The sequence below is a fragment of the Spirosoma horti genome (assembly GCF_054776595.1).
Map to the genome: position 1 here is coordinate 317647 of NZ_BAAHBQ010000001.1, position 23954 is coordinate 341600.

The following is a 23954-nucleotide window of genomic DNA, read 5'->3' on the forward strand; positions in this document are numbered from 1 at the left end:
AAAACGGGTAGGCCGGTAAAACGCTTAGACTTATGCGTAATTGGGGTCAAATTTACGGCAAAACTTGCGTTTATTCAGCCAGCTTTCCAAGTTTGCAGTATGGAAAACGAGGGGAAGCTGTACTACGGTATAAAAGAAGTGGCGGAGATGTTTGCAATCAATGCTTCCAAACTACGGTATTATGAAAAAGAATTCCCGACCCTCCAGCCCAAGAAAAACCGCTCCGGCGACCGGGTATACACCCAGGCCGACATCGACCACCTGAAAGAAATTCTTGTCTTAACCAACGACAAAGGCTATACGCTGCCCGGTGCCCGCGAATACCTCAAAACCCGCGATGCCAACCGGCGCGAACATGCTGTTTACATCAACAAACTGAAGCGAATAAAGGCGGGTCTGGAAAAGATGCGGGCGAGCCTGGATAAACCAGCCAAACCCCAAACAGAACCCGAAGAGGATGAAGCAGACGCTGAGCAATCGCCTACAACACCTTCATAAACGCAACCAGTGCTTTTTTTTCTGATTGGGTAAGATTCAGTTTATCGAACGGCAAGGTTTGATTAGGCAAATTGAACCCTAACCCGTTGCCTCCCCCTTTGTCGTAAAAATCGACCACTTCATCGAGGGTACGGAAAACGCCATTGTGCATATACGGTGCCGTTTTAGCCACCTGACGAACAGTGGGCGTTTTGAAGGCGTAGCGATGCGGTTCGCGGTTTGTCAGAACGAATTTGCCAGCATCGGCATCGACCTCTCTACCGGCCAGGGTAGCTGGTGTGCCCAATACTTCGCTTTCCGTTTCCTGATAGGTTGGCGGCACCGTGCCGTTGAACAGGGGAAAGAAATGGCAGGTAGCGCACTTCGCTTTCCCCATGAACAGGTTGAAGCCGTATCTTTCCTCGGCGGTCAGGGCGGTTGTCTGACCACGAAAATACTGATCCAACCGGGAGTCCAGACTGGTCAGTGAACGAATGTAGCTGGCAATGGCATTTTTAAGCGTTTGCTCCGTTATGCCCTCTTTATACGATTTGGCAAATAAAGTCCGGTACTCCGCATTCCGGCGCAAAGACGCAACCGTTTTGAGCAGTGAACCGTGCATTTCCTGCTCATTCTGAATCACATCACTCGCCTGATCTTCCAGAAAAACCACCCGCGAATCCGCAAATTGAACTGCCTGAAAAGCCGCATTGACCAGCGTGGGCGCATTGCGAAGGGTCCGATGGACAGTAGGTTGACGGTTATTGCTGCTAATCGCAAGGCTTTTGGGTTCACCATCGGTAAACGCTTTGTCGGATTGATGGCAACTGGCACAGGTTCGGTTTCCGTTACCCGATAGAATCGGGTTGACGAACAACTTCTTCCCCAGCGCAACACGATCCGGGGTTGGGCGTTGTTCGTCGAGGTTAACGAAATAGTTAGGATTGAATACGCCCGTGTCCGTCAATGTTCGGGCCGTTGTGGAAATAAGTCTGTTTTCTGTAAAAACCGGAATCGCAAGGGCTTGTTGAGCATCCAGCAACAAACTACTCAATACGTTGGCCTGCTGGCTGATGAAGCCAAGCCGGTCAAACGTATTGAAGGAACCAGCTGATTGCAAGGACTTTATAGCACTGACAAACGCCTGATCGAGTTGCGCAGAAAGCACAGCATCCCGGTTAACCAGTTTGTAGTTGGCTAGTTGCTGCTGCATCCGTTCGAGCGCGCTGGCGGCTTCAGGGAGCGAGTAAACGGCAATGGGCGAGTCGAAACCGGTAATACCGAGTGAGATAATTCGGAACACCTCAAGCCGCATGGCATCGAACACATGACTGTCTGTTAACTCATTGTTCTCAGAAATTTTGCGTAGCCGATTGACATTCGATCGAATAACAGCCGCCTGCTGAATCGCTTCGGTATGATTCGCCAAATCGAGCGTCGGAAACAACAGTTCTTCCAATACCTGAAATCCTTCGGGGGCATTGACCCGAAGGTCGTCATCGACATCGGGAATGTTCGGCCCGTTAAGCGAGCGGGTTGTCTCCGGATTGTAATAGGCTGTCAGGAATTCAGTCCGTTTATACGCCAGACGCGCCCGCCGAAAGGCCGCTTGAGTGATCCGGTCTGATCGGTTGCCCCGGATCACCTGCTGCAACTGGCTAACGGCACTATCGAGGTCGTTGACATCCTTCATAAAGGCCTGCTTCACCGACTGAGCGGGCATTGGTTTCGGCCCAATCACGAACCCGTAAACGGCGCATACCAACAGCAGGCCCGCAATCAGTACAATGAGCCCCCAAAGGCTGAATCGGGTGGCGTTTGGACTGGTCATAAGGGAAGATTGTTTTGGGCGCATTGGCGTTTTTACCAGTAAACAGCGTGTAGCAAAATGCCTGACCGGAACAGAATCCCGGTCAGGCGCGTGTATGGTGGAATGCTTATCGGGGTAATCCCTCAATCAGAATGAGTTGGCTGGCCTGGTTTTCGTCTTTGCGTTTCGATCCGCCATCGACCCCTTTGTACTTGTCAGCCCGCCAGGTATGGCCCTGAATACCGAGCATAAACGTGTTGGGGCGTCCCGTCACATCCGAGACATCGATCATGCCGCTACTCTCCCAGGAACCAAATTTCGAGGTCCCGCCTACATTGTATTTGGCTGCGTCGGCTTCTGTCCGGCGGTGATCCAGTTCAATGATCGAGGTCAGTTGTTTGGTGTTCAGGTTGTACTGATACACATAGGCATCGTGTTTTTCATCGCCATATTCGTTTGGATCTTCCATGATGTAGACGTAGTTGGTCGTCACGCAAACGTTGTCCGGGTCCTGAAATGTTTTGGCAATCCCATTCCGATCATCGCCGTTCAGGATCACTTCCAGTTTCCCCTTTGTTGGGTCATTGGCATCCATGGTGAGTCGATAAATACGACCGTATTTCGACCGCGAATAATCAGCATTGACGCCCGTGTTGTTCTGACCCGTCACGGCGAAGAACACTTCACGCCCGTTGGCCCCGCCCCCTTTCCGATAATCTACGTCTTCAACGCGACCAAACTTAATACCCTTCAACTCGTTCACTTTGGCATTGATCTGCGCGCCGGTCAGGGTTTTCTGATTCTCTATTTTGGTAAATTCAACGTCGTACACTGTCCCCGGATTCATATCCATTTCCCGCTGATTGCCGTCGGGCCGACGCAACATATACAGGGAACCGTTTTCCAGATCGCCCACGGTGTTAGCCATGTACATAGCCAGTTGCCCGCCGTTCACATCCGAATCGTCATCGCCAATCACGATGATCGTTTTACCGGGATAAGCCGTTTTCGGCAAGGGCAGGGCATTTTCGGCACTCCAGCGGCCAAGCCCGGCCACTTCACGGGAGATGCCCGCCTGCTGCGCATCGGCATCAACCCGAAGCGCATGGGTGCGGGATTCCTGACCGCTCTCTCCGCAGGTGAGAAAGACGGGACCAAAACCATGCTCCAGGGGTGTCGCCAGCGTGGCTGAACAGAGCCGCCACGTTCCACCATCGGAGTTTAGTATGTACTCCCCTTTGACCGGCTTGAACGATTTATCGAGGGTAATCCGCGACACGGCGAAGTTATCTTCATTATTGACCAGGATACTGTAGTTGCCATCTGGATTTTGAAAGATCCCGGCACCATCGGCAGATCCACCAAAAACATAGTTGGGAGACTGCTCCAACTGATCATCACTGCTGAGCAGCGAATACAGCTTAACGGTCTCAGCACCAATACGTCCGCCCGATGCACCCGGCAGTAACTTGGCCAATACCGGTGTCACCGATCGGTTTTGAACCACAATGGCAGGGCTGTCGGTCAGGCGATGATCGCTGCAGCCAGCCAGGGCAAATAAGCTGAGTAAAACTGTTGACGATAGTAGACGTTTTTGGGTAAACATGAGTAGTTGGTTATTGGCAAATTTTGTTTTTGCAAAGAAACCGCGCACGCTTTACCTCAGTATGAAGACATTGTTACCAGATTGATACCATTAAAAATCGATTAATAACGCTTTCGTTTTATCACTTACCTATCCCTCGCCTACGGCACCAATCTTCGGGAAACTGGTTTTTTCCGACAGAAAGTAGTAAGCTTGCAGGAGTCGACATTGATTTTATATTTGTTTACAAATTTCCCTGTCCGTTTCGTGCCTACTGATACCCAGCATCAAATTGCCCTTACGCTCGTTCCGGGTGTCGGGAGTATTCTTATCCGGCAACTAATCAGTTATTGCGGTTCAGCGACCGAGGTATTCCGGTCACCGTTGGCTCGGTTACTCAAAGTGCCTGGTATTGGCGAAGTAACAGCTCGGGCCGTTCTGAAAGCCGGTGTCCTGTCGGAAGCCGAACAGGTTATGATACGCCTGGAAAAGATAGGCGCATCGGCCCTGTTTTATACCGATAAAGCGTACCCAGCCCGGCTTAAAAGCCTTTACGACGCCCCCGCCCTACTCTATTTTCAGGGAACAGGTAACCTGAATGTCCCCCGTACGGTTGGGCTGGTGGGCACCCGCCAGGCGACCGACTATGGTCGGCGGATTACTCATGAAATAATCGAAGCGGTCGTGCCTTATGGCGCCAGTGTGATCAGTGGGCTGGCTTATGGCATTGATATTGCCGCGCACCGCTCCAGCCTGGCCAATGGGTTACCAACCATTGGGGTGATGGCGAGCGGCCTGGACATCATTTACCCCAATGTGCACCAGAAAACCGCTACCGAAATGCTTGTGCAGGGCGGTCTGCTTACCGAAAGCAAACCCGGTACCAAACCTGATGCACACCTGTTTCCGGCACGCAATCGAATCATTGCCGGTTTAAGTGATGTGGTCGTCGTAGTAGAAGCTGCAGCCAAGGGCGGTGCACTCATCACGGCTGAATATGCGAATAATTACCACCGGGAGGTATTCGCCGTTCCGGGACAGTTGAATCAGACCTTCTCGGCGGGCTGCAATAAACTGATTCGGGAGAACAAAGCTCAGATTTACACCAGCCCCAAAGACATCATTGAAGCCTTAAACTGGGACAGAGCGAATGAGCCGGTTTCATCAAAGAATATACCGCCCGCGTTACCCGTCAATATAACGGAAGAAGAAAGCCAGATTCTGGCCTTACTTCGCCAGTCGGCCGATCTTCATGTCGATGAATTGAGCTGGAAGAGTCAGATTCCGATGGGGCGGCTGGCCTCTTTGCTGCTCACCCTTGAATTTCAAGGATTTGTCCGCTCTTTACCGGGAAAGAAATACGCCGTCGTTTACGTTTGATCGGGCCATCTTAGTGGTTTGTGCCCCCACAAACCACTTACGCACCCGTAAACGCCTATTAATGCTTATTTTTGATTTTTAAAACTAACTCAACTCTCATTCACTACCTATTCCTATGCCTGATCTCCGTCGATCAATTCTTAGTTTTTCATTTACTCTCTTCGCCCTATTCTGTTTCGGTCAGACCAGTCCCAAGCCAGCTAAAAGTGGCAATCCCATTTTTCCCGGTTGGTACGCCGACCCGGAAGGGGTTCTGTTCGGGAAGCAATACTGGGTCTACCCGACCTACTCGGCTCCGTATGAACAGCAGGTTTTTCTGGATGCATTTTCCTCGCCGGATCTGGTAACCTGGACAAAGCACAGTCGAATTATTGACTCATCAGCTGTTAAATGGGCAAAAAAGGCCATGTGGGCCCCATCAATCGTTGAAAAAGGGGGAAAATACTTTCTCTTTTTTGGCGCCAATGACATTCATGATTCGAAAAAGGAAGTAGGTGGCATTGGCGTAGCCGTTGCCGACAATCCTGCGGGACCCTTCCGCGATTATTTAGGAAAACCATTGGTCGGAGAAATTCATAACGGAGCCCAACCCATTGATCAATATGTTTTTAAAGATCAGGACGGTCAGTATTACCTGATATACGGCGGCTGGGGGCATTGCAACATTGCCCGGCTGAAAGACGACTTTACGGGTTTTCTTCCATTTCCCGACGGCACTACTTTTCGGGAGATAACACCGAAAGGGTATGTTGAAGGTCCGACGATGTTCGTTAGGCAGGGAAAATATTACTTCATGTGGTCGGAGGGCGGTTGGACGGGCCCTAACTACTCCGTGGCGTATGCCGTTGCGAAATCGCCGTTTGGCCCCTTCGAGCGGGTGGGTAAGATTTTGCAACAGGACCCTGCCGTGGCTAGGGGAGCTGGTCACCACTCGGTTATTCAGGTGCCGGGAACGGATGACTGGTACATTGTTTATCACCGGCGGCCATTAACTGAAACCGATGGCAATCATCGCGAAACCTGTATCGACCATATGTATTTCGATGCCGACGGCGCCATCAAACCGGTCAAAATTACCGTTGAGGGTGTGGAAGCCCGTTCGTTGAAGTAAGTCAGGGAAAGGCCTAATTAGCTAGCTTCCTAAACATTATAGGTTGTTTCATTGTCATCAGGGCAGTACTAAACTAATGACAATTATGGGAAGAGGTGATAAAAAGTCGAAAAGAGGAAAAATCTCACAAGGTTCATACGGCAAATCCCGCCCTGGAAAAGTACAAAAAACAGCGATTCTCAAGCCCGTTGACAAACCTCAGGAGTAAACAGCCTAAAAAAAGCGCCGTTATCTGAATTGATAACGGCGCTTTTTTAGGCTGTTTATTGAACCTAGTCTGATTTAACCTAGACTTCAACGATCATTTTGCCAGTGTTCCGGCCTGAAAACAAGCCCAGCAGGGCTTCCGGCAACTTATCGAAACCTGCCAATGTCGTTTCGGTATAGTGAAGCTTTCCTTCGTTGAGCCAGGCAGCCAGTTGTTGAATACCCTCTTCGAAACGAGCCTGATAAGAACCAACAATAAAGCCTTTCATCAGGACACTTCGGGTCAGCAACATGGGTTGAATTCGGGGGCCCATTGGTACGTCGGTCGTGTTATACAGGGCGATCTGACCGCATAGCGGTATGCGAGCGTGAAAATTAAGGTTACTGATTACCGCATCCGACACCGTTCCGCCCACATTATCGAAATAAACGTCGACACCATTCGGGCAGGCATCGGCAATGGCTTTTGTCAGATCAGGAGCCGTTTTGTAATTGACAACGGCATCGTAGCCAAACTGCTCGGTCAGTTGGGTTACTTTCTCGTCAGAACCAGCAATACCCACGACCCGACACCCGCTGATTTTAGCGATTTGACCAACGATCAATCCCACGGCACCGGCCGCCCCCGATACGACGACGGTTTCCCCGGCTTTAGGCTGGCCAATATCCAATAGACCAAAATAGGCTGTCAAGCCGGGCATTCCCATTATACCTAGGTAATAACTGGCCGGGGCCAGCGTCGTATCTATTTTTTTCAGGCTACTGGCGGGCACTACCGAGCGAGTGGCCCAGGGGAGGTTGCCGGTAACGGTATCGCCCGGAGTAAACCCAGCGGCTTTGCTGTCAATCACTTCCGCAACGGCTCCACCCGTGATCGGCTGACCAACCGCAAACGGTGGTATATATGACTTAGCCTCATTCATACGGCCCCGCATGTAGGGATCGACGGAGAAATAAGTGCCTTTAACGACAACTTCACCCTCTTTAAGTTTGGGTAAGGATAGCGATTCAAACTGAAATGTATCCACGTCCGGCATTCCCTTGGGGCGGGATGCGAGAACAATCTGTTGATCACTCATGCTTAGTTTACTGTTTCGTTGTTCGTAACCGTAAGGGTTACGGGAATGTTGCCACGCGTAGCATTTGAATAGGGACACACCTGGTGCGCTTTTTCCACCAACTCTTCAGCCACTGCCTGCTCAACGCCCGGCACATTGACATCCAGCGTTACGGCTAAGCCAAAACCACCCGTATCCAGTTTACCGATACTTACATCAGCCGTTACTGTCGTTGTACCCGTTTTCACTTTTCCCATTCGGGCCACCAGATTGAGGGCGCTGTCGAAACAGGCTGCATAGCCGGCAGCAAACAGCTGTTCGGGATTGGTGTAGGCCCCGCCCGACCCACCCAACTCCCGGGGTGTTCGAACGTCGAGATCCAGAACCTGATCGGATGAAGTTACATGGCCATCACGGCCGCCGGTTGCCGTAGCATGGGCTGTATACAAGGATTGAAGCATGATTTTTTTAGTTAATTATACTGTTTTGGTAAGTTGTTTTAAAATGGCTTGTAACTGATTTCGCAGGTTGACGATTTGCTGATCGTCCATATTCAGGCTTTCCTGCAATTGGGTTGGAATGTCCATTGCCTGTGCCTGCAGGCCCCGTCCACTTTCCGTAAGCTGAATCGTAACCTGACGTTCGTCGACCTGGTTACGCTGCCGGGTCAGTAATCCTTTCTGCGCCATACGCTTCAGTAAGGGCGTAAGCGTTCCTGAATCCAGGAGCAGGCGTTCGCCAAGTTCACCAACGGTTCGGTTGTCTGACTCCCAAAGTAAAAGCAGCACTAAATACTGGGGATACGTCAGTTCGAGCTTTTCAAGTAAAGGCCGATACTGTGCGGTTACCTGTCGTGAAAGCGCATACAACGGAAAACAAAGCTGACTATCCAACAGAAGCTTATTCATTGCTCAAAATTATATTGTGCACAATACAAAAACTGGTATGGTGGCAATAAAGTTTAGCTAGTCCCCTATTTTATACTACATATTGGCAAAATCCTGCACATATAGCTACTGGAGCCACAAAAAACTTGAGCGCTTAGTGCTAAGAAATTTGTAACAGCCCTCCCAGAACCGAATGACAAACTACCCTACCAGCCCAGTTAATAACAGGTATAGCTGTGGTGTTGATAAGTTCATGTCTCCTAAACCTTATCAAAACCACAGCTATAGCCTGTCACATATACCCCGTCGCCTATCCTCAAAAACGCATTGTCGTTTTAGGAAAGATGCCGTTTAATTCGGCACGAACAGAACGGCATCAGCTACGACGAGTCCATCGGCGTCTTTTGTCGATACCTCAACGAAGCTTTTCTTATCCGGCGATAGATTGTATGATCCGAGCGATACCCACTCGCCGGCCGTTTGCCCCTCAACCCGGATGTCGGATTCCCGAATGGTGATGGGTTTAGTCTGATGCCCATCCGATACCACCAGATTCGTTCTGCCGGAAGCACCCGTCAGTTTAGGGACGTACATATAGACATGGTAAGTACCCGCCTTGGTCACCGCCGGGCTGAACCGCACGGTTTTCACCTCCGAACCCGTAGATGATGTAGTGAAATAACTGGGGCCATACGCACCTTTCGAGTTGTTATCCCGCGTCCAGTCGCCGGTGCGGGTTACCTGTGCAGGATCGTCGTTGTCTACCAGAATTTCGGGCGTACTGCCATCGGCTAACGGGTTGGCTTTTAGCTGGCTCTGTAATTTCTTAACATCAATACCCTGCACCGATGTTTTCCCATCGATAGCCATGCTCGCGGCCACCGCCGACGATTGGGCCAGCACCATAAAGACGGGCTCCATACGAATAGACCCGTAGGCAATGTGGCTCGCCGACAAACAAACGGGCACCAGCAGGTTCGTGCACTCGCTGGCTTTTGGCGTCAGACAACGGTACGAAATCGGGTAAGGCGGAAAACCACCCACTTGTACGTCGCCTTCGTTCTTGACCATTTTTACACCATTTTTCTCCACTACCAGCCGCTGGCAATTGTGCGAGTCCATGGTGTACGCAGCCATACCCACGCCATCGGGTACTACTTCGCGCCCCTGGCAGTTGGCCTGTGTCATCACGTGAGCGCCCACCATACGCCGGGCTTCGCGAACGTACATCTGCGTCGACCAGTTGCCCGAGTCAGTGTATTCGTCTTTGGGATAGCCAAATTTGAGCATTTCGGCCTGGATGTCTTTGCGCATCCGGGGATCATGCCCGATGAAGTACAGCAGCCCTTTATTATACAATTCGTGCTCACGCTGAATGGCCGCCCGGCGCTTGTAGCTGGCTTCGGGGAAGTCGTAGTTCATACCGATCATATCCGTCGAAAACGGGCCGTTGTTATTGATATCCGTCTTCTGATTCGGCATCCGGTCGGGTTTAAGGATGGTGTTGAACGCCAGTTTGGGATTCTTGTCAATGGCCCGCAGCAGCAGTTCATAGCGGGTCGAATCGTAGCCTTCCGGTCGGGTAATGGGAATGCTGTTGGCCGGCTCGCTGCTCAGGCAAATGCGAAAGTTATATGCCTGCACGTCTTTATTGCCCGTACCCGTTGGCAGCACCTTCGCCGTACTGATTCCCCATAACATACCGCTTTCCGGCTTACCGGGTATTTTGTACGGGTCGACGCCATCGGCAAACTGGTGCTTGTCCAGCAGTTGAAAACCATTGTAGGTTTCGCCGTAGGTCTTGTTGTCTTCGCGTCCCACGGTGTAGCTCACGCCCGCTTTGGCCAGCAAATCGCCTTCGTAAGTACAGTCGAGAAAGACTTTGGCATTAATAGTTCGGGTAGCGCTCCCCGCCGACGGTGTCTCCAGAGTAATACTCTGAATAGTAATCCCCTGTTTCTTCACCGACCGGAGCCGATACGCGTACAGGACGTTGACATTGCCCCGTTTGATGTATTCCTTAAAGAGGTCTTCGGCTACGTGGGGTTCAAAAATCCATTGTTCGAACTTCCCGTAATGCTTCCCGATCTGGCGGTAGTAATCGCGGGCCATGCCCGAGATTGCGTACTTATTGCCAATGTCGGTGTAGCCCAGCCCGCCGGTCGTGAGGCCGCCGAGGTGACGCCCCGGCTCGATCAGGATCACGGATTTCCCCTGTTGACGAGCCGTATAAGCCGCGATAACGCCCGCCGATGAGCCACCATACACGCATATGTCAACTGTAACGGGCGCGGTCTGAGCGAGTAGCTTACCCGTTAGAAAACAGATCAGAAAAAGCAAGCGAATGAATTTACGCATAATTAAGTAGCAGGTTGTGGCTTGTTAATATCCCGGATTCTGGTCCAGCTTGGGGTTTACGTCGCGCTCGGTCTGTGGAATCGGGAATATATAATGGTACTCAGCAACGGGAATGGTCGGATTTTGCGCCTTCAGGGCGCTCACCAGTCGTTTGGTACGCACCAGGTCATACCAGCGGTGCCCCTCGAAGGCCAGCTCCAGCCGCCGTTCCAGTAGCACACTATCCCGAAACTGCGCCTGACTCAGGTTGGCGGTCAGGTTGGGTAGCCCCGCCCGATTACGAATCCGGTTCACCGTTGCATAGGCCTCCGCATTGTTGGCGCTCTGCTCGTTGAGCGCTTCGGCGTACATGAGCAGCACGTCGGCATAGCGCACAATGGGGTAATTATTTCCGCCATCGCTGTTGCTGGTGGCCGTTGGGTCCAGGTATTTATAGACGTAGCAGGGGAATAAAACGCTGGCCGGAGCCGCCGGGCTGCTGGTGGCGCTGTAGAGCCGCAGCGTCACGTTCCGACGCTTGTCGTCGGCGCGGTAGGCGCGGTACAGGTTTTCGGTGGCGGGGTCATCGCCAAAACCGGCAATACCATTCACGCGGTCGAAGTTGGGGCGCATGTACCCCTGCATCCAGCTTCCCTCGCCAAAACCACCACTCAGCGCCTGCATCTCAAAAACGGCTTCTTTTCCGTTTTTGTTGACAATCAGGAAGGCATCGGCGAAGTTGGTCCACAGGTCATAGACGCCCAGGTCAATGACTTCTTTGGCTTTTGCCGATGCGTTTGGCCAATCCTGCCGTGTCAGATATACCTTCGCCAGAAACGCTTTGGCAGCGCCTTTGGTGGCCCGGCCCTTGTCGGCGGTTGAGTAGGTTGACGGCAACACAGCTTCGGCTTCGGTGAAGTCCTGAATGACGAGCTTATACACATCGTCCGCCGATGCCCGCGCAACAGCCAGGTTATCGAGCGATGTCGTTTCAACAGTAATGATCGGCACACCGCCGAACAAACGGACGAGGGTAAAGTAATAAAATCCCCGCATGAATTTAGCCTCGGCAATGTAGCGGGCTTTCAGGTCATTATCCATCGTGATGCCGGGCACACGGGTAATCACGGCGTTAGCCCGGTTGATTGCCGAATAGACCGTCGACCAGATGGCCTGAAAAGTGTTGGTAGCGGGGGTGAACGTGTATTTGTCGAGGTCGTTCTTAGGCTGGTTGGCGGTTGAGCGGCCATTGCCCCACTCGGCATCGTCCGTTGCCTGATCCTGCAAAATCCACATCACCTGCGCATACAGGTTGGAATTATTCAACGGATCGTACACAGCACTGACGGCCGCTTTGGCATCGTCGGCATTTTTATAAAAGTTAGCCGGGGTAAAACTCGATTCGGGCTTCTGGTCCAGCACATCGCAGGACGTCAACACCCCAATCAGGCAAAGAAGGAATATATTTTTTTTCATGGCTCAGAGATTGTTAAATGACGTAGGCTATAGCCTACATCATACATAAAATCAGAATCCGACATTTAGGCCGAACAGGATGGTTTTGGCCGATGGATAGCTGGCATAATCGAAGCCCTGGCTGCGGCTGTCCTGCCCGAACCGGTTTACCTCCGGATCGTAGCCCGAATAACTCGTCCAGGTCAGGTAGTTCTGTGCCGTCACATACACGCGCAACGACTGAATTTTCAGCGTTTTGAGCGTCGATGCAGGCAGGTTGTAAGCCAGTTGAATATTTTTCAGCCGTAGATACGAGCCATCTTCTATCTGCCGGGTCGATACGCGGTTGGCCGGGCGGGTGGTCGAGGCCCGCGGGATGTCGGTATTGGTGTTGGTGGGTGTCCAGCGATTCAGCATATCCCGGTCCTGATTAGTGGTGGCATTAAGGTATTCGAGCTCATACCGATTGGCGTTCAGAATGTTATTACCGTAAACGCCCTGCAGGAAAGCCGTCAGTTCAACGCCTTTGTACGAAAAGGTGTTGCTCAGGCCACCCAGGAATTTGGGTTGTGCCCGACCGATAATCGTTCGGTCGTTATCATCAATTTTCTTATCGCCATTAAGATCAAGGTACCGTCGGTCGCCGGGTTTGCGGGCCTGCGGGTCGGTCAGGGCGGCCAGCTCATCGGTGGTTTGGTAGAGGCCATTCGTAACATAGCCAAAGAATGACCCCAGCGGCTCCCCTACCCGAATGATTCCCGAATTCAGCCCCTGCCCGATGTTGGCTACGCTACCGGCGAATATCTGCGGGGCCCCGCCAATGTCGAGCACTTTGTTCCGGTTGAGCGCAAAGTTCAGGTCAGTGCTCCACTTGAAAGCGCCATCAATGTTGCGGGAGGAGATGCTGAGTTCGACCCCTTTATTCTCCACTTTGCCGAGGTTTTTGAAGGCGCTGGAAAAACCGGATGTGCTGGGTACGGTTACGTTCAGCAGCAGGTCTTTGGTGCGTTTCAGGTACAGGTCGGCCGTCAGGGTGATGCGGTTATTAAGAAAACCGACGTCAACGCCCATATCGGCCTGGGTCGTCGTTTCCCACGATAGATCGGGGTTCGCAATCAGATTGGGGCCTAAGCCCGTCGATACCGTATTCCCGAAAACGTAGTTCTGGGTGCCCAGCAGCGAGTAGGCCGGGTAGTTCCCCACCCCATCCTGGTTACCCGTTGCGCCATAGGTCAGCCGGAATTTGAGGTCGTTGATCACGGGATTATTCTTTAGAAACGCTTCTTCCGAGACCCGCCACGCCAAAGCCGCCGAGGGGAAATAACCGAATCGTTTATTGGCCCCGAAGCGCGACGAGCCATCACTCCGGAACGAGGCTGTAAGCAGGTATTTGTCTTTGTAGCCATAATTGATCCGGGCCAGATAGGACTGTAGTCCCCAGGTACCAATGCTGGACGAGGGCGTCAGTGGCACCGAACCGGAACCCAGGTTGCTCGAACCCAGATTATCATTGACGAAGTTACGAGCCTGGGCCTGGCTGTTTTCCGTGCGGTTGGCCTGTTGGGTGTAGCCGAGCAAGGCCGTTACGTTATGCACGGTATTGAACGTACGCGTGTACGTCAGCAGGTTTTCGTTGAGCCAGGTTACCGACTGTCCGTTGAAGATCGATGCGGCACCTCCCTGCGCCAGTCCGCTGGATACCGAACGGGGCAGGTACGAATCCTGCTTCTGCAAAACCCCGTCGATGCCCAGCAGCACGCGCAGGCTGAGGCCATCGAGAATCTGGTAGTCGCCAAATACATTGCCAAAGATACGGTAGGCGGTCGTTCGGTTTTTGTTATCGCGGGCCAGCGCCACAGGGTTATCGGCGGTGAAGGCCAGCGCCGGGCTGGTCAACAGGTAGGAGCCATCGGAATTGGTGACGGGCAGAATGGGCGGAAATTGCAGGGCTGCAATGGTCACCAGACCCGCGCTGCCCAAGTCTCCATCCGTACGCGCCTGATTGGCCACCGTTCGATTGATTGTCAGGCTGTTACCAATCTTTATTTTGTTGGTTAGCTTACGATCCAGATTGATGCGGAATGAATATCGGTCAAAGTCGGAGTTGACGATGATACCGCCCTGTTTGAAATACCCACCGGCAATGGCGTACTGCGTTTTCTCGTCGCCACCACTCATCGACAGCTGGTAGTTGGCAATGGGGGCCTGCCGGAAAATCTCGTCCTGCCAGTCGGTTCCTTCGCCAAACGCGTTGACCTGCTCCTGGGTATACACCGCCGGACGACCTTCGTTGGTGTTGGCGTCGTTGACCAGTTGGGCATACTCCCGGCCGTTCAGTACGGGGTACTTCCGGCGAACGCTCTGAATACCGTAATACGTATCCAGGTTGATGGTCGATTTACCGGCCTTCCCCCGTTTGGTGGTGATGATCACCACGCCATTCGAGCCCCGCGAGCCGTAGATGGCCGTCGACGAGGCATCTTTCAGAACCGAAATCGACTCGATGTCGCTGGGGTTGAGCGTACTCAGCACGTTGAAATTCGACCCGCTGCTGGCTCCGTCGTTCTTGAATGGAATGCCATCGATGACGTACAACGGCTCATTATCGCCCTGGATGGAGTTGCCGCCCCGAATCCGGATGCTCGTTGTTCCACCCGGCGCACCCGAGTTCTGGGTGATCTGCACCCCGGCGGCCCGTCCCTGCAACGCCTGATCCAAGGACGTGACGGCTACCTTCCTTATTTCCTCGACGGGTACGGTCGAGACGGCACCCGTCAGGTCGCTTTTCTTCACCTGGCCATAGCCCACGACCACCACTTCGTTGAGCGCTTTGGTATCCGGCACCATCTGAACATCAATAACCGACTGGTTCCGGACAGCCCGCTCCTGGCTGACGTAGCCGACAAAACTGAACACCAGCGTAACAGCCGATACATCGGTTGGCACACTCAGTTGATAGTGTCCCTGGGCATCGGTCGTTGTGCCGCGCGATGATCCCTTCACTACGACACTCACGCCCGGCAGTTCCTCACCCGTTTCGCCCGTTACCCGCCCCGTTATCCGAACGTCGGTCTGCGACATTTCCATCGGCTGTACCGTGGCCAGATTCGTTAAACCGGCCAGGGAAACAGGGCCTGTTCCAGCGGTCGTCATGGGTATGGGTGCGGGTGAACTGATCACCGCGCGACTGCTGTTTTTTGGCGACAGAATAAGATACGCCCCCGACCGCAGTTTCTTGAACCGCAGGCCATACGGTTTCAGAAGCAGATCGAGGTTTGTTTCGAGCCGGGCACTCAGGTTGAGCGGTTCGAGTGGACTCAGGTGCCGCGAAATGACCGATTCTTCAAACAGAATATCGACGCCATAATGCTCTTTCAGTTGCAGCAGCGTTTGTTTAAGCGGCTGATTGACCCCGATCACAGCCGTACCCTTGCCGGGTTGTTTGCTATCGGTATGCAGTGGAGGGCGGGCAAATGCCAGGGTTTGGGCTATAGTGTGGTCATAACCTACGCTGATCAACCAACTGGTTGTCAGCAATAACGGTAACGATTTTCTCATTGATTGATCTGGGTTTCAGAAGGAGTTGAAAAAATGATATACTGATCGTGATGGCTAACCCGCAGGTTAAGCAATTCGGCCAGGGCATCGGCCAGTTCATCCGATGAACCGGCGCGGATGGTACCTGTCAGAGTTCGGCGGGCAAGTGTGGGATCGGAAAGCCGCACCGTTACGCCAAATACGGTCTGAATTTGAGAAGCCACCTCCCGCAACGAGGTATCGTTGAAACTAAACAGGCGGTACCGCCAGTGGGCAAACCGGGTGGTGTCGGCCAGAGCCTGTAGCTTCAGTGCTCCTTTGCCATCGAGCGTTACCCGGTCTCCGGGCTTCATGAGCAAATTCCGGGGCGGCTGATTGGCCGTGGTATAGTGCAGGTTGACCTTGCCCCGTTTTAGCACAACCTCAGCCTGGGCAGCCCGGCTGCGCACGGAGAACTCGGTTCCGAGTACTTCTACCGCCAGCCCGTTAGCTGCCTGCACGACAAAGGGCCGGTTGTTGTCCAGATGCCGGATGTCGAAGACGGCATCGCCGGTTAGCACGACGTTGCGGGAGAGCCAGCCGTAGCCAATTCGCGGCACCCGCAGCGATGAGTTGCTGTTAAGGGCAACCGTTGAACCGTCGGGCAGACTCACCGAATGGAGCTGACGCGCCCCCGTTGTGATGCTGGTATACAGAATGGATTCTTTAGCGAACCAGCCGCCAGCCAGCAACAACAGGGAAACCGAAGCGGCCACCAGCCAGCCCCCCTGCTGCCAGAGCGCGCGTGGTTCAGCAGGCAGTTGCCGTAGCCGGGGCGTCTGCTCATTGACGGGTGTATCGAGTCGCTGGCGGAACTGGTCAAGATGGATCGGCATGTCGGGTACATACTGCGGGAAGCTGCGCTCCCATTCGTCGAGCCATTGAAAATACGTTTCCCGGCTCCCGGCATCGGCCAGCCATTCACCAATAACTTTCTGCTGGACGGACGTAGCCTGCCCGGCAAAATAGGTAAACAACAGTTCTTTAGTTGGTTTCATGATGAGGTCGTCTATCGTTGAGCGTTAGGGTAAAATCGTCAGCAGCAGCAGCCCCCAGCTAATCAGTTTTTGTTGCCGCAGAAGTTGCCGGACAGTAGAGACAGCCCGTAGCAAGTGATTTTCAACCGTTTTGGGCGACAGGTCCATCTCGGCAGCAATCGCTTTGTAGGATTTCCCTTCGAATCGGCTCAGCAGAAATACGCGCTGCCGTTGGGGCGACAGCTGCTGAACGGCCTGCTCCAGCGCCCGGTACAGTTCATCCTGTTGCAGCAGGTGGTCGGGTTGGGCCGCATCGAGGTCGGCCGGGTCCATGTCATCCGGCAATGTTTCCTGCCGGTTCAATTCCCAGCGCAGATAATTGTAGGCCCGATGCCGTACAGCCTGATAGAGATATGCCCGGTACGATCCCCGAATCTGCTTATACAGCTCTTTTTGGTAGAAGGTATAGAACAGGTCGGCCACGACATCTTCGGCGGCCTGGCGATCATACATAAAGCGAATGGCATGACTGCAAAGGGGCGCAAAATACTGTCGAAAGAGAAGTTCACAGCCTAGCTTCGCATCATCGGCAAACGCCTTGCGAATGAACAACTCGTTGTCAGTAACCAAAGAGGGTACGACTTCGGTAGGGCCGGGCAGCAAAGGCGATGACGCAGACGGCGCCGGGTCCAATAAATGCCGGAATGGAAAGGCGTTAGCTGACATTGCATCGAAGGGTCTTATAAACAGAAGACAAGCTCACGCCAAAAATCCCCCAATGGATTTTTATTTTTTAACCAAAAAATGCAAATAAAGCTATTTATGGGTAATTATCCGGGTAATGGAAGCAGGGCCAGGCTACAGCAGATACAGCAATAGCCCCGTTAGCATCAATAGGCTGTCCAGGTATACATAATACCAATAATCAGAGACCCAGTCCGGAATAGAATGAGCGGTTCCTGCTAACAGGAACATGGGCGCGCCGACTTCTGCTATAGATCGCCATGCCATTCCCTGTCGATACAGAATTGCCAGTGAGATTGTGAAGCAAGCGGCCAGCCCATAAAACACATAAAGAGCCCGCTGCTGCGTCATCATCGATACCAGGGTCAGCCATCTCGACCGCCCGTCGTCATCCCGATCCCGGTAATCGAACCAAAAGCATAGACAATAAATAAAGATAAATCTGTTTAACGCCCACAGGCTCATCATTGTAGTCCAGGCAGTGGTCATCAGTAATAGCGGTAGCACGGCCGTAACGAAGGTCCAGACAAAAGCCAGATAAGCCGTTTTGAGAATAGCAATCCGGCGCAGATAGCGAAACGGCCGGTAATCGATTTTCGGCGCCGTATACAGAAAGGTAGCTGCGACAACGGGCATAAAATAGCGTACATAAGGCACTAATTGGGTCAGTAAAGCCAGCATCAGCACGGCGGATCCAAGGAATATCCCCAGCAGGAGAGCTTTATGTTGCCCGTTCCATTGGTACCGCTCCCGCTGGTCTGAGGCCATGGGCGTCAGATACCAATGCAGAGCATAACTGCTTAAAGTCCCCAGAAAAATAAAGAGAAGGAAAGAACTAGGAAGTTTTAGGTGGAACAAACGAGTTGTCGTCCAGCACATCACCACGGCACATAGGGCGATATAGCTATTACTAAACAGGACAACCTGAAGAAGGGCGATAGCCAGTTTACGTGCTTGCTCGGGCATTTTTTTATTGATGATCACAGAACGTTGAAACCCATTCTGCCCCTCCTGCATTTCCGCGTCGAAGGTAGTATAGATACGTATAAGTAGCAGGAAACTAATTTGTTCATCAGATTGCCCGGTTGATCTCCCCGTTGAACTATCTCTACCGACTGTTTGAAACTACTAGGTTATTTACACCTACAAAGATAACTATGCACATACCTGTAGAATGAGGTACATGGTATACACATTTACAACAAAAATTTAACTCAACATTTTATGACGTTACCTTTATGTAGATTTATCGGTGCTTTATTCTTGTCAATGCTATGTTGGCAGGCGGCACAAGCACAACAAGTTACCGTTACTTCTGTCACCCCTACTCCCGTCTGTGCCGGTGCAGCCATCACGGTTTCTTACGCACATTCGTTCACCGGGCTTGGAGCCTTCACTTTATATTTGTACGGCGGCAACTCGCCTGTACTGTTATCAGGGCCGACAAACTACAACTGGGTGCCGGGCTCCTATTCCCAGACGGCAACAATTCCTGCCAATCTGCCTACGGGAACCTATACGGTAGGCATTACAAGAACGCCTGTCTCTGGTCCCAACTATGAAAGTCCCCGAAGTAGCGGATTTACGATCAATGCAGTACCTTCAGCACCCGGCGTGTCGAATCTGGCCTACTGCGTAGGAGCGACAGGAGTGCCTCCCTTAACGGCAATCGGTCAGAATTTAAAATGGTATACCGTCAGTACGGGGGGTACCGGCAGCACCACGGCTCCCACGCCCCCCACCTCTACTACCGGTACAACTAATTATTATGTGAGCCAGACCAGCGCGGCTGGCTGCGAAGGACCCAGGGCCACCCTGGCGGTGACCATCAATCCAAAACCTGCCCAACCCACGGTCGTTTCGTCGGTGTCGTATTGCCAGAATTCAACGGCGCCCTCCTTAGCGTCATCGGTGACTTCGGGGTCGAACCTGAAATGGTACGCCACGGCCACAGGAGGGACAGGCTCGACCGTAGCGACAACGCCCTCAACCGGAAGCATAGGGTCAACGACCTACTATGTAAGTCAGACTAATGGCAGTGGCTGCGAAAGTGACCGTTCGGCGATTACAGTCACCATCAAACCCAGTCCGGCGGCCCCAACCGTAACCTCGCCCGCTATCTATTGCCAGGGCCAACCAGCGGCCCCCTTATCGGCGACGCCTGTTTCGGGTGGTAGCCTGAACTGGTTTGGTCCCGCCAATAATTCGCTGGGCAGCACGGCCCCAACACCCCCTACCAGCGCCCCCGGCACTACCTTCTATTCGGTTAGCCAAACGGTAAGTGGCTGCACCGGTCCGGTCGCCACTATCAGCGTGATGATCAATCCCAAACCCGTCGTTCCGATCACCACACCCGTAGGCGTTTGCCAAGGAACAACACCAGTTTCCCTGGCCACGGGCGTCACCTCCGGGACGAATCTGCGCTGGTACACCGCTGCCAATGGTGGAACAGGTTCGACCGTAGCACCAACGCCCTCGACGGGCAGCACGGGCTCAACGACTTATTACGTCAGTCAAACCGATGCCAATGGCTGCGAGAGTGATCGGGCGGTGATTACCTACACGGTGAATGCGTATCCAGCGGCTCCTTCGGTGAGTCCGGGCCTGTTAACCTATTGCCAAAATTCGACCGCGGTGCCGTTAACGGCTACGGGTGTGGCCAGTGCCACCCTTACCTATTATACCGTTGCCTCGGGTGGCACCCCTTTCTCGACGCTGACGCCGGCAACGGATCAGAGTAATAACTATTACGTTAGCCAAACGCTCAACGGTTGTGAAGGGCCACGGGCCACCATTCCCGTTGTCATCAATGCGCTGCCTGCCCGTCCGGCCGTTACCACGCCCCTTACTTATTGTCAATTCACCGTGGCCGCTCCTTTAAGTGCCACCGCATCGACCGCCAACAATACCCTCAGTTGGTACGGCACCAATGACCAGGGCGGAACGGCCTCGTCAATTGCGCCAACACCGTCCACCACTACGGATGGAGCCTTCACCTACTATGTCAGTCAGAAAGACCCCATCGGTTGTGAGAGCCCACGGGCCCAAATCAATGTGACGATCAATCCCAAGCCCGCAGCTCCGACGGTAGTGGCCGCCAGCGCCTGTCTCAACAGCGTGCCCGCTCCCCTGACGCAATCCGTCACGGCGACCGGTACACTAAAATGGTACACAGCCTCAACGGGCGGCACCGGCTCGACGGTTGCCCCTACGCTGTCGACCACGGCTACCGGATCCAGTACGTACTATGTCAGCCAGACCAACGGCAGCGGCTGCGAAAGTGACCGTTCGGCGATTAGCTTCACAGTGAATCCGCTCCCGGTGGCTCCGGTACCCACACCGGCAACGCTCACCTACTGCCAGAATGCCCCGGCCCAGCCTTTAACGGCGAATGGCCAAAATCTGAAGTGGTACTTGGCTGCCATGGGCGGTAGCCCATTAAGCAATCCGGTAACGCCGTCTACGGCACTGGCGGGTCCTATTACCTATTATGTGAGCCAGACAGATGGAAATGGTTGCGAAAGCCCCCGGGCCAGCGTCACGGTGACGACGGTATCGAGACCCGCAGTTCCAACAGTGAGTGGGGCGCCTATCACCTATTGCCAGTTTGCGACGGCGGCCCCCTTATCGGCGACGCCCATAACGGGCAACACCCTTAGCTGGTATGGAAACAGTGCCACGGGCGGAACGGCTACGTCAGTCGCTACGGTTCCGGGGACGGCTACACCCGGCAACACCCAGTATTACGTCAGCCAGACGGATGGCAATGGGTGCGAGAGCAGCAGTCGGGCGTCTATTGCCGTAACCGTGAATCCTGCACCGACCGCACCAACGGTCGTTTCGTCGGTGTCTTATTGTCAGAATTCGACCCCAGTTTCGCTGGCGTCGGCGGTGACGTCGGGCACTAATTTGACGTGGTACACCGCTCCAACGGGTGGTATTGGATCGTCTACGCCCCCAACGCCCCCAACCTCAACAGTGGGCACAACCACCTATTATGTGAGCCAGACGAATGCCGAAGGGTGCGAGAGCGTCAGAAGCACGATTGCCATAATAGTTAGAGCGTTGCCCGTTGCGCCAACTGTAACAACTAATCCCCAGAATCTGTGCCAGAGTTCGGTACCTACCCCGCTGACGGCCGTCGCGACGGGAACGTTGACATGGTATAGCCCTAATGGCCAAGTCTCTTCGTCGATAACGCCGTCGACCAATGTGATTGGGCCAACCTCGTATTCGGTTAGCCAGACCGTAGATGGTTGTGAAGGACCCAAAGCAACACTAACTGTCGTGGTCATTCCGAAACCAGTAGCACCAACGGTTACTACGCCCGTTGTCTATGAACAGTTTGCCGCTGCCGTTCCCTTAAGTGCCACCGCATCGGCGAACTATTCACTCAGTTGGTACGGCGCCAATGCTACAGGTGGAACGGCCTCGACAATTGCGCCAACGCCACCAACGACGGTAGTTGGTTCATTTACCTACTATGTGAGCCAGATAGACCCGAATGGCTGTGAAAGTGACCGGGCATCGATCAATGTTACGATCACGCCCAGACCTGTGGTACTGGCCACCGTAACCACCGACGCCCCCACCAGCCTCTCAGCCACTACGGCCATCCTGGGCGGCAACGTCACCAGCGACGGTGGAGCCACCGTTTCGGAAAGAGGAATCGTCTACCTGACCGGAAACGGCACGCCTACTACGGCCAATACCAAACTCAGCATCGGTTCCAATACCGGCTCTTTCTCGGCCACCGTAACCAACCTGACGCCCGGTAATACCTACTCGGTCAGAGCCTACGCGATCAATAGCGTCGGCACCAGCTACGGAACCGTACAAACGTTCACTACGCTAAGCATCACAGCCACGCCGGTTCTACTCACTCCGCCTAACGGAACAACCATCAACTCCGCCCAGCCAACTTATACCGGTACTGCCCCGGCGGGAAGCACCGTGACGCTGTATGTGGACAATACACCCATCGGCACCACCATCGCCAATGGGGGAAGCTTCAGCCTGACCCAGCCTATCGCGCTTACCCAGGGACTGCACAGCCTTTATGCCACGGCCCAACTCAGCGGACAGGTTATCAGCGCGAACTCCACCATGAATACGTTTATCTTCCAGCCTGTGATCGCCGGTGGGGCCGACCTGACGCCTACCCTGAGCTTACCCCAGTCCAACTTTGCGGCCTCGGGACCCGAGTCGGTCCACAACCTGACCATGACGATCGCCGAGCAGGTGGGCAAACCCACTGCCGGAACCATCGTGCTAACATTAACGCCCCCCCTTGGCTATACCTTTGGCTTTGACCCGACACTGACCAGCATCAACGTGACGGGCGGCACCACGAACCCGGTGGCGGTCAACAATGCGACCTGGGAGGTGCGGGGCGGCAATTCCCGCCAACTGACGCTGGTTAGTAAAGCAGGGCAGGGCATTGCGGCCCGGGGTGTATCGGTGATTGGGTTGATTCTGACCCGGACTAGTGTTGCCAGTGCGGGCACGGCCAACCTGACGGTCAACGTCAATGATGATGTGACCAACAGCTATGATTCCAATCCGGCCAACAACATCTACATACGCATTCTTAATTCGCTATAAGCTGGTCCGGTGTTGAACAAACATCCTGACTTCATCATAGCGTACCATACAATAAGGCCTGGCTAACGTTAGCCAGGCCTTATTGTATGGTACGTATTCAATAACGACGTCGCTTTCACCAAGCCCTGCCAACTATATTTTTATTCAGTTTACGCTAATTCCTGCCTATTCAGATCAAAAAAACATACATCCCCAGGGCCGTTGGGAAACCGTTCATCAAGCGTGAATTTGTAAGAGCTGGCAAGCTTCAGCAACTTTATGCTTCACCTGCGCAAGTGCCTCTTCTTTATCCTCCTCGGTCAAGGCTTCAATAAAGGTGATGTACTCCGTTGTGAGGGCTGCGTTGATCAGGTTAGCGGCCTGATCGAATACAGCCTTTTCTTCCGATCTGGAGCGGTCAAGCTGGTCAATGCGCTCGCCTATAATCCTGATTTTTTCCTTGATTAAATCGGGGCTATCATACTTGAGGCCCAATAACGTGCTGTAATCAGCCACTATCTTCTTCTTAATCTGCTCGTTTTCCATGAGTAAAGCTGGGGGCGGATTCATCGCGGCCCATCTCTGTTAACAACAGGTACGAACTCATTGTTAGATCTGGCCAATGCCTCAGTAAGCGCTTTCTGCAAGATCCAAGAGTGCCGATTATCGTCCGTTCCAGCTCCCCTATTTTGGGGTTAGCCCTTTTGCTGGTCAAAAATTCATCCGGCTGCTGGCTATACCGGAAGCTTCTGCCAGTTGTTTTACAG

17 protein-coding genes are annotated in these 23954 nt (G+C 53.3%); 5 read left to right on the top strand and 12 right to left on the bottom strand.

Going from position 1 to position 23954, the window contains the following annotated elements:
* Positions 1 to 99: 99 nt before the first annotated feature.
* Positions 100 to 498: a MerR family transcriptional regulator gene (locus ACYVAM_RS01425; protein ID WP_461063181.1), complete on the top strand. Its 399-nt coding sequence runs from the start codon at positions 100 to 102 to the stop codon at positions 496 to 498.
* On the opposite strand, the gene ACYVAM_RS01430 is transcribed toward ACYVAM_RS01425, so the two are convergent.
* Complete coding sequence (locus tag ACYVAM_RS01430; RefSeq protein ID WP_461063183.1) at positions 482 to 2308, bottom strand: cytochrome c peroxidase; 1827 nt, start codon at positions 2306 to 2308, stop codon at positions 482 to 484. The two genes, ACYVAM_RS01425 and ACYVAM_RS01430, sit on opposite strands and share 17 nt — an antisense overlap.
* Before the next feature lie 106 nt (positions 2309 to 2414).
* Entirely contained in the window at positions 2415 to 3893 is a 1479-nt protein-coding gene (locus ACYVAM_RS01435; RefSeq protein WP_461063185.1) for a PhoX family protein, read from the bottom strand.
* Between the two features lie 246 nt (positions 3894 to 4139).
* Here ACYVAM_RS01435 and dprA point away from each other — a divergent pair, with 246 nt between their 5' ends.
* From dprA to ACYVAM_RS01450, 3 genes are all read left to right on the top strand, one after another.
* On the top strand, positions 4140 to 5252 hold the full coding sequence (dprA, locus tag ACYVAM_RS01440) for a DNA-processing protein DprA (protein ID WP_461063187.1): 1113 nt from the start codon (positions 4140 to 4142) through the stop codon (positions 5250 to 5252).
* A 115-nt stretch (positions 5253 to 5367) separates the two neighbouring features.
* Positions 5368 to 6363, top strand: a complete 996-nt coding sequence (locus ACYVAM_RS01445; protein WP_461063189.1) for a glycoside hydrolase family 43 protein — start codon at positions 5368 to 5370, stop codon at positions 6361 to 6363.
* Positions 6364 to 6448: 85 nt separating this feature from the next.
* Complete coding sequence (locus tag ACYVAM_RS01450) at positions 6449 to 6571, top strand: 30S ribosomal protein THX (RefSeq protein ID WP_461064200.1); 123 nt, start codon at positions 6449 to 6451, stop codon at positions 6569 to 6571.
* A 79-nt stretch (positions 6572 to 6650) separates the two neighbouring features.
* On the opposite strand, the gene ACYVAM_RS01455 is transcribed toward ACYVAM_RS01450, so the two are convergent.
* From ACYVAM_RS01455 to ACYVAM_RS01495, 9 genes are all read right to left on the bottom strand, one after another.
* On the bottom strand, positions 6651 to 7649 hold the full coding sequence (locus ACYVAM_RS01455; RefSeq protein ID WP_461063191.1) for an NADP-dependent oxidoreductase: 999 nt from the start codon (positions 7647 to 7649) through the stop codon (positions 6651 to 6653).
* A gap of 2 nt (positions 7650 to 7651) precedes the next feature.
* Positions 7652 to 8089 carry an organic hydroperoxide resistance protein gene (locus ACYVAM_RS01460; RefSeq protein WP_461063193.1) on the bottom strand — a complete coding sequence of 146 codons (438 nt, stop codon included), beginning with the start codon at positions 8087 to 8089 and terminating at the stop codon, positions 7652 to 7654.
* A gap of 15 nt (positions 8090 to 8104) precedes the next feature.
* Positions 8105 to 8536: a MarR family winged helix-turn-helix transcriptional regulator gene (locus ACYVAM_RS01465; protein ID WP_461063195.1), complete on the bottom strand. Its 432-nt coding sequence runs from the start codon at positions 8534 to 8536 to the stop codon at positions 8105 to 8107.
* A gap of 330 nt (positions 8537 to 8866) precedes the next feature.
* Positions 8867 to 10873 carry an FAD-dependent oxidoreductase gene (locus ACYVAM_RS01470; RefSeq protein WP_461063197.1) on the bottom strand — a complete coding sequence of 669 codons (2007 nt, stop codon included), beginning with the start codon at positions 10871 to 10873 and terminating at the stop codon, positions 8867 to 8869.
* 24 nt (positions 10874 to 10897) lie between these two features.
* Positions 10898 to 12328: a RagB/SusD family nutrient uptake outer membrane protein gene (locus ACYVAM_RS01475; protein WP_461063199.1), complete on the bottom strand. Its 1431-nt coding sequence runs from the start codon at positions 12326 to 12328 to the stop codon at positions 10898 to 10900.
* Positions 12329 to 12379: 51 nt separating this feature from the next.
* Entirely contained in the window at positions 12380 to 15865 is a 3486-nt protein-coding gene (locus ACYVAM_RS01480; protein WP_461063201.1) for a SusC/RagA family TonB-linked outer membrane protein, read from the bottom strand.
* The gene (locus ACYVAM_RS01485; protein WP_461063203.1) at positions 15862 to 16881 is read right to left on the bottom strand and encodes a FecR family protein; all 1020 of its coding nucleotides are present in this window, start codon (positions 16879 to 16881) and stop codon (positions 15862 to 15864) included. The genes ACYVAM_RS01480 and ACYVAM_RS01485 overlap by 4 nt, the downstream gene beginning before the upstream one ends.
* 24 nt (positions 16882 to 16905) lie before the next feature.
* The gene (locus ACYVAM_RS01490; protein ID WP_461063205.1) at positions 16906 to 17586 is read right to left on the bottom strand and encodes a sigma-70 family RNA polymerase sigma factor; all 681 of its coding nucleotides are present in this window, start codon (positions 17584 to 17586) and stop codon (positions 16906 to 16908) included.
* Positions 17587 to 17718: 132 nt separating this feature from the next.
* On the bottom strand, positions 17719 to 18570 hold the full coding sequence (locus tag ACYVAM_RS01495) for a UbiA prenyltransferase family protein (RefSeq protein WP_461063207.1): 852 nt from the start codon (positions 18568 to 18570) through the stop codon (positions 17719 to 17721).
* A gap of 258 nt (positions 18571 to 18828) precedes the next feature.
* Between ACYVAM_RS01495 and ACYVAM_RS01500 the strand changes: the two genes are divergently transcribed.
* Positions 18829 to 23208 (top strand): Ig-like domain-containing protein, encoded by a 4380-nt coding sequence (locus ACYVAM_RS01500; RefSeq protein ID WP_461063209.1) that lies wholly within the window; start codon positions 18829 to 18831, stop codon positions 23206 to 23208.
* A 216-nt stretch (positions 23209 to 23424) separates the two neighbouring features.
* On the opposite strand, the gene ACYVAM_RS01505 is transcribed toward ACYVAM_RS01500, so the two are convergent.
* Entirely contained in the window at positions 23425 to 23733 is a 309-nt protein-coding gene (locus ACYVAM_RS01505; protein WP_461063211.1) for a hypothetical protein, read from the bottom strand.
* Between the last annotated feature and the right edge of the window lie 221 nt (positions 23734 to 23954).

Excerpts from the sequence above, each read along its gene's own strand:
- ACYVAM_RS01430 (WP_461063183.1), bottom strand. The coding sequence starts at position 2,308 with ATGACCAGTCCAAACGCCACCCGATTCAGCCTTTGGGGGCTCATTGTA.
- ACYVAM_RS01470 (WP_461063197.1), bottom strand. The coding sequence starts at position 10,873 with ATGCGTAAATTCATTCGCTTGCTTTTTCTGATCTGTTTTCTAACGGGT.
- ACYVAM_RS01495 (WP_461063207.1), bottom strand. The coding sequence starts at position 18,570 with ATGCCCGAGCAAGCACGTAAACTGGCTATCGCCCTTCTTCAGGTTGTC.
- ACYVAM_RS01455 (WP_461063191.1), bottom strand. The coding sequence starts at position 7,649 with ATGAGTGATCAACAGATTGTTCTCGCATCCCGCCCCAAGGGAATGCCG.
- ACYVAM_RS01490 (WP_461063205.1), bottom strand. The coding sequence starts at position 17,586 with ATGTCAGCTAACGCCTTTCCATTCCGGCATTTATTGGACCCGGCGCCG.
- ACYVAM_RS01485 (WP_461063203.1), bottom strand. The coding sequence starts at position 16,881 with ATGAAACCAACTAAAGAACTGTTGTTTACCTATTTTGCCGGGCAGGCT.
- ACYVAM_RS01475 (WP_461063199.1), bottom strand. The coding sequence starts at position 12,328 with ATGAAAAAAAATATATTCCTTCTTTGCCTGATTGGGGTGTTGACGTCC.
- ACYVAM_RS01445 (WP_461063189.1), top strand. The coding sequence starts at position 5,368 with ATGCCTGATCTCCGTCGATCAATTCTTAGTTTTTCATTTACTCTCTTC.
- ACYVAM_RS01465 (WP_461063195.1), bottom strand. The coding sequence starts at position 8,536 with ATGAATAAGCTTCTGTTGGATAGTCAGCTTTGTTTTCCGTTGTATGCG.
- ACYVAM_RS01435 (WP_461063185.1), bottom strand. The coding sequence starts at position 3,893 with ATGTTTACCCAAAAACGTCTACTATCGTCAACAGTTTTACTCAGCTTA.
- ACYVAM_RS01425 (WP_461063181.1), top strand. The coding sequence starts at position 100 with ATGGAAAACGAGGGGAAGCTGTACTACGGTATAAAAGAAGTGGCGGAG.
- ACYVAM_RS01460 (WP_461063193.1), bottom strand. The coding sequence starts at position 8,089 with ATGCTTCAATCCTTGTATACAGCCCATGCTACGGCAACCGGCGGCCGT.
- ACYVAM_RS01480 (WP_461063201.1), bottom strand. The coding sequence starts at position 15,865 with ATGAGAAAATCGTTACCGTTATTGCTGACAACCAGTTGGTTGATCAGC.
- ACYVAM_RS01500 (WP_461063209.1), top strand. The coding sequence starts at position 18,829 with ATGACGTTACCTTTATGTAGATTTATCGGTGCTTTATTCTTGTCAATG.
- ACYVAM_RS01450 (WP_461064200.1), top strand. The coding sequence starts at position 6,449 with ATGGGAAGAGGTGATAAAAAGTCGAAAAGAGGAAAAATCTCACAAGGT.
- ACYVAM_RS01505 (WP_461063211.1), bottom strand. The coding sequence starts at position 23,733 with ATGGAAAACGAGCAGATTAAGAAGAAGATAGTGGCTGATTACAGCACG.